Origin of the sequence: Streptomyces sp. MnatMP-M17 (assembly GCF_900091995.1) — a bacterium.
Lineage (GTDB): Bacteria > Actinomycetota > Actinomycetes > Streptomycetales > Streptomycetaceae > Streptomyces.
The window spans coordinates 1-5,099 of the sequence record NZ_FMDK01001045.1 but is presented as its reverse complement, the minus strand read 5'-3'; the positions used below and the strand labels follow the sequence as shown (position 1 = coordinate 5,099).

The following is a 5,099-nucleotide window of genomic DNA, read 5'->3' as shown; positions in this document are numbered from 1 at the left end:
CCGGCTGGCGGCTCGCTCTCGCCGCCGATCTGCTGCGCGGTACGGACGCGACGGTCGAGTCGGTGGCCAGAAAGGTCGGCTACAGCGGCTCGTTCGCGCTGAGCGCCGCGTTCAAACGCGTACGGGGCGTCAGCCCGCAGGAATACCGCGCGGGCGCCGCGACAGGTGCGTAGGCCCTATGGACCTCGCGCCGCGGCGCCCGCGCGCCGTGTGTGGCCTCGATCGCCGGACGTGCCCGGCGCCGGCTCAGACGTTGAACGTCGCCGGGTCCGGGCCGAGGCGCCTGCCCTCGTCCAGCGCCGCGAACGCCGCCAGATCGTCCGCGTCCAGCTCGAAGCCGAAGACGTCGATGTTCTCCTGGATCCGCGACGGCGTCACGGACTTGGGGATCACCACATGCCCGAGCTGGAGGTGCCAGCGCAGCACCACCTGCGCCGGAGTCCGCTCGTGCTTGCGTGCGACCGCCACCACCGTCGGCACCTCCAGCAGTCCCTTGCCCTGGCCCAGCGGCGACCAGGCCTCGGTGGTGATGGAGTGCTCGGCGTGGAAGGCGCGGGACCCGGCCTGCGGAAGCTGCGGATGCAGCTCGATCTGGTTGACGGCCGGGACCACGGAGGTCTCGCCGATCAGCCGCTCCAGATGCGCGGGAAGGAAGTTCGAGACACCGATGGCCCTGGCGCGGCCGTCCGCGTGGATCTTCTCGAACGCCTTGTACGTGTCCACATAGGTGCCGGCGTCAGGCCTCGGCCAGTGGATGAGATACAGGTCGACATACTCCAGCCCGAGCTTCTCCAGCGAGGTGTCGAAGGCGCGCAGGGCCGACTCGTATCCCTGGTCGCTGTTCCACAGCTTGGTGGTGACGAACAGTTCCTCCCGGGCGATCCCGGAGGCGGCGATGGCCTGGCCCGTGCCCTCTTCGTTGCCGTAGATGGCGGCGGTGTCGATGCTCCGGTAGCCGGACTCCAGGGCGGTGGCGACCGCCTTCACCGCCTCGGCGTCCGGTACCTGCCAGACGCCGAAGCCGAGCTGGGGCATCTCGATGCCGTTGTTGAGGGTAAGCGTGGGGACCTTGCTCACGAGCGGTCGATCCTTACGTCGTCGGTGGCTTCTGCTCTGTTTCTTCGCTGCTCCAACGATCACAGCGACGGACGGATTCCCGCCCTCCTCAACGGTAGAGCGCGTCGACCTCGGCTTAACGGTAGAGCGCGTCGACCTCGGCGGCGTACGCGGTCTCGATCGCCTTGCGCTTGAGCTTCAGCGAGGGCGTGAGCAGCCCGTGCTCCTCGGTGAACGGATGCGCCAGGATCCGGAACGTACGGATCGACTCGGCCTGGGACACCGCCGTGTTCGCGGCCACCACCGCCCGTCTGATCTCCGTCTCCAGATCCGGGTCCCGGACCAGCTCGGCCGGTTTCAGCGGCGGTTTGCCCTGGACGGAGAGCCAGTGGTCCACGGCGTCCCGGTCCACGGTGACCAGCGCGGCGACATACGGACGGTCATTGCCGACCACGATGCACTGGGCCACCAGCGCATGGGCCCGTACGCGTTCCTCCAGAGCACCGGGCGACACGCTCTTGCCGCCCGAGGTCACCAGGATCTCCTTCTTCCGCCCGGTGATGGTGAGATAGCCGTCCTCGTCGAGCGAGCCCAGATCTCCGGTGGCGAGCCAGCCGTCCCGCAGCACGGCGTCGGTCGCCTTCGGGTCGTTGAGATAGCCGGAGAAGATCTGGCCGCCGCGCAGCCACACCTCGCCGTCCCTGGCGATACGCACCGAGGTGCCCGGGACCGGCTGTCCCACCGTGCCGTAACGCGTGCGCTCGGGCGGATTGGCCGTCGCCGCCGCGCTCGACTCCGTGAGTCCGTAGCCCTCGTAGACGGTGATGCCCGCGCCCGCGAAGAAGAGCCCGAGCCGCCGGTCCATCGCGGAACCGCCGGACATGGCATGCCGTACCCGGCCGCCCATCGCCTCGCGGACCTTGCCGTAGACGGCCTTGTCGAAGAACTGGTGCTGTACGCGCAGCGCGGCGGAGGGCCCCGGGCCGAAGCCGAAGGCCCGCCGCTCCACCGCCTCCGCGTAACGGACCGCCACATCCACGGCCTTGTCGAACGGGCCCGTCCTGCCCTCGGTCTCCGCCTTGCGGCGCGCCGCCGCGTAGACCTTCTCGAAGATGTACGGCACGGCCAGGATGAACGACGGCCGGAACGCGGCCAGATCGGGCAGCAGCGCGCTTGCCTGGAGCGCGGGCTGATGGCCCAGCTTCACCCGGCCGCGGATCGCCGCGATCTCGATCATCCGCCCGAAGACATGGGAGAGCGGGAGGAAGAGCAGCGTCGACGCCTCGTCCCCCGATCTGGTGTGGAAGACCGGCTCCCAGCGGCCGAGCACCGTGTCCGCCTCGAACATGAAGTTGGCGTGGGTGATCACACATCCCTTGGGCCGGCCGGTGGTGCCCGAGGTGTAGATCACCGTGGCCACGGAGTCAGGCGTCACCGCCCTGCGATGGCGGTGCACCATCTCGTCGTCGAGCCCGTCGCCCGCCGCGAACAGCTCCGCCACCGCGCCGGCGTCGAGCTGCCAGAGCCGTTGGAGCCGTGGCAGCCGGTCGATCACCGAACCGACGGTCATGGCGTGGTCCTCGTGCTCCACCACGCAGGCCGAGACCTCGGCGTCATGGAGCATCCAGTGGACCTGCTCGGCGGAGGAGGTGGGATAGACAGGTACGGGCTGGGCGCCGACGGACCAGAGCGCGAAGTCGAAGAGCGTCCACTCGTAGCGGGTACGGGACATGATCGCGACGCGGTCGCCGAACCGTACGCCGTGCGCGAGCAGCCCTTTGGCCAGCCGGAGCACCTCGTCACGGAACGCGGCGGAGGTGATGTCCCGCCAGCGGCCCTCCTCGTCCTTGCGGCCGAGCACGACATGACCGGGATCGTCGAGCGCGTGCTCGAAGACGGCGTCCGCGAGGCCACCGACGTGGGGGGCGGCCGGCAGAGGAGGGATGGTGAACTCGCGCAATGACTTGCTCCTTGTCACGCTCCGCGCAGCGCCGGAGCGGGGCCGACATCTGACCACGGAGTCGGCGGGAGTGGGCCGGGAGCGGGTGGAGTCTGCACCGAATCCGTACGTCACTGATACGTCACTGACACGGGTGAGCTCTGGCCGGGAAGCTTGGTCCGTACCTACGAGGCAGGACTTGCGGGGCCGGGCGGGCGCGTCAGGCGTCGGTGGACGACAGACGGTGCAGCCGGTCGCCGGCCGCCAGGATCGCCGTGGCCAGGGCGTCCGCCGCCTCCTGAGCCGCCGCGTGCCCGCGGCCTCGTCCGTGCAGCAGGACGAAGTCCACCTCGCCCAGTTCGGGCAGGCCGGCCCTGGCCGGTACGGACACCAGGCCCGGCGGGACCAGCCCGCGCGTATGGGCCATCACGCCGAGCCCGGCGCGGGCCGCCGCGATCAGCCCGCTCAGGCTCGCGCTCGTACACGCGGCGCGCCAGCTCCTGCCGTGCGCCTCCAGCGTCTCCAGTGCGCGGGCACGGGTGATGGCGGGCGGCGGGAAGAGGGCCGCCCGAGTGAAGCTGAGCGTCTGCGCCACGGCGAGAAAGGTGCGGAGCTGTCCTGGGTCGTACATACGGCCAGGTTATGGCCAGGTCATGTGGTTATCGCGAAGCCCGATGACAGTCAGTGCGGTATACGGGATTCCCGATCAAGGGCGACCGGCGGATGATGGGGAGGCACGACGCGTACCGACAGCCAGTAGTGGAGCACTTGCAGTAGTGGAGCACATCGACCGCCGCCGTACCCCACGCCCGCGCATACCGTCGTGGCTGCCCGTCGATCCTTTCATCCTGGCGCTTCTCGCGACCGTCGCGCTCGCGGCCGTACTGCCGGCCACCGGCCGGTCCGCCGAGGTCGCGGACGGCGCGTCGACCGGCGCGGTGGCGGTGCTGTTCTTCCTCTACGGAGCCCGGCTCTCCACCCGTGAGGTGGTCGAAGGACTGAGGCACTGGCGGCTCCATCTGACCGTCCTGGCCTGCACGTTCATGGTCTTTCCGCTGCTGGGCCTGGCGGCGGGAGGACTCGTCCCGTCCGTGCTGACTCCGCAGCTCTACAACGGTCTGCTCTTCCTCTGTCTGGTGCCGTCGACCATCCAGTCGTCCATCGCCTTCACCTCCATGGCGCGCGGCAATGTGCCCGCGGCGATCTGCGCCGGATCGTTCTCCAGCCTCGCGGGCATCGTGCTCACACCGGTGCTCGCGGCGCTGCTGATCGGCGGCGACACGGCCGGATTCTCGGCCGACTCGCTGGCCGGGATCGTGGTGCAGCTCCTGCTGCCCTTCCTGGCGGGCCAGGCGCTGCGCCGCTGGGTCGGCGGCTTTCTCGCCCGGCACCGGAAGCTGCTGGGCTTCGTCGACCGCGGTTCGATTCTGCTGGTCGTCTACACCGCGTTCGGCGAGGGCATGGTCGCGGGCATCTGGCACCGCGTGACCCCGGCCGCCCTGGCCGCGCTGCTGGCCGTCGAGGCGGTGCTGCTCGCGACGATGCTGACGCTGAGCTGGTACGGCGCGAAACGTCTGGGCTTCGGTCGGGCTGACCGGATCGCGATCCAGTTCGCGGGCTCGAAGAAGAGCCTGGCGGCGGGACTGCCCATGGCGAGCGTGCTGTTCGGGTCGGGAGCGAGCCTCGCGGTACTGCCGCTGATGCTGTTCCACCAGATGCAGCTGATGGTGTGCGCGGTCATCGCGAAGCGCCGCACGCCTCCCGGCGAGGGGCCGTCGGAGGGGTCGGTGCGGGTGCCGGTGCCGGTGCGGGTGCCGGAGCCTCCGGAGGCGCGTGTCCGGACCGCGCTCTGACCGGCGGCGCGCTTGGCCGCGAGTGCTGAACGCCGATGCAAGGCCACCGGGTCCGTGCGGGGCCGTTCCGTCCTCAATCGCCGGACGGGCTTGGTTTCGCCGCCCGGTTTCGGGGTGTGGGGCGCGGTGCGCGCTTGGCGGTGCGGTGCGCGCCTGCGGCGCGGGGTGTGGTGTGTGGGTGGTGCGGGTGCCGGGGCCTCCGGAGGTACATGTCCGGACGGCATGCTGTGTTTTCCCGGGGGACACCCCCG

General features: G+C 70.4%; 4 protein-coding genes and 1 pseudogene. 2 read left to right on the top strand and 3 right to left on the bottom strand.

Going from position 1 to position 5,099, the window contains the following annotated elements; translation table 11 throughout:
- Positions 1 to 173, top strand: a 173-nt coding sequence (locus GA0115259_RS35650; protein WP_141716833.1) for a helix-turn-helix domain-containing protein, incomplete at its 5' end; no start/stop codon positions are given.
- A gap of 73 nt (positions 174 to 246) precedes the next feature.
- Here GA0115259_RS35650 and GA0115259_RS35645 read toward each other — a convergent pair.
- From GA0115259_RS35645 to GA0115259_RS35635, 3 genes and pseudogenes are all read right to left on the bottom strand, one after another.
- Positions 247 to 1,077 (bottom strand): aldo/keto reductase, encoded by an 831-nt coding sequence (locus GA0115259_RS35645; RefSeq protein WP_093604531.1) that lies wholly within the window; start codon positions 1,075 to 1,077, stop codon positions 247 to 249.
- Between the two features lie 115 nt (positions 1,078 to 1,192).
- Entirely contained in the window at positions 1,193 to 3,016 is a 1,824-nt protein-coding gene (locus GA0115259_RS35640) for an AMP-dependent synthetase/ligase (protein ID WP_176732773.1), read from the bottom strand.
- A 199-nt stretch (positions 3,017 to 3,215) separates the two neighbouring features.
- A pseudogene (locus GA0115259_RS35635) lies at positions 3,216 to 3,557 on the bottom strand (LysR substrate-binding domain-containing protein); the annotation flags it as partial.
- Between the two features lie 214 nt (positions 3,558 to 3,771).
- On the opposite strand from GA0115259_RS35635, the gene GA0115259_RS35630 reads away from it, so the two are divergent.
- Positions 3,772 to 4,848, top strand: a complete 1,077-nt coding sequence (locus GA0115259_RS35630; protein WP_256098290.1) for a bile acid:sodium symporter family protein — start codon at positions 3,772 to 3,774, stop codon at positions 4,846 to 4,848.
- The last annotated feature ends 251 nt before the right edge of the window (positions 4,849 to 5,099 follow it).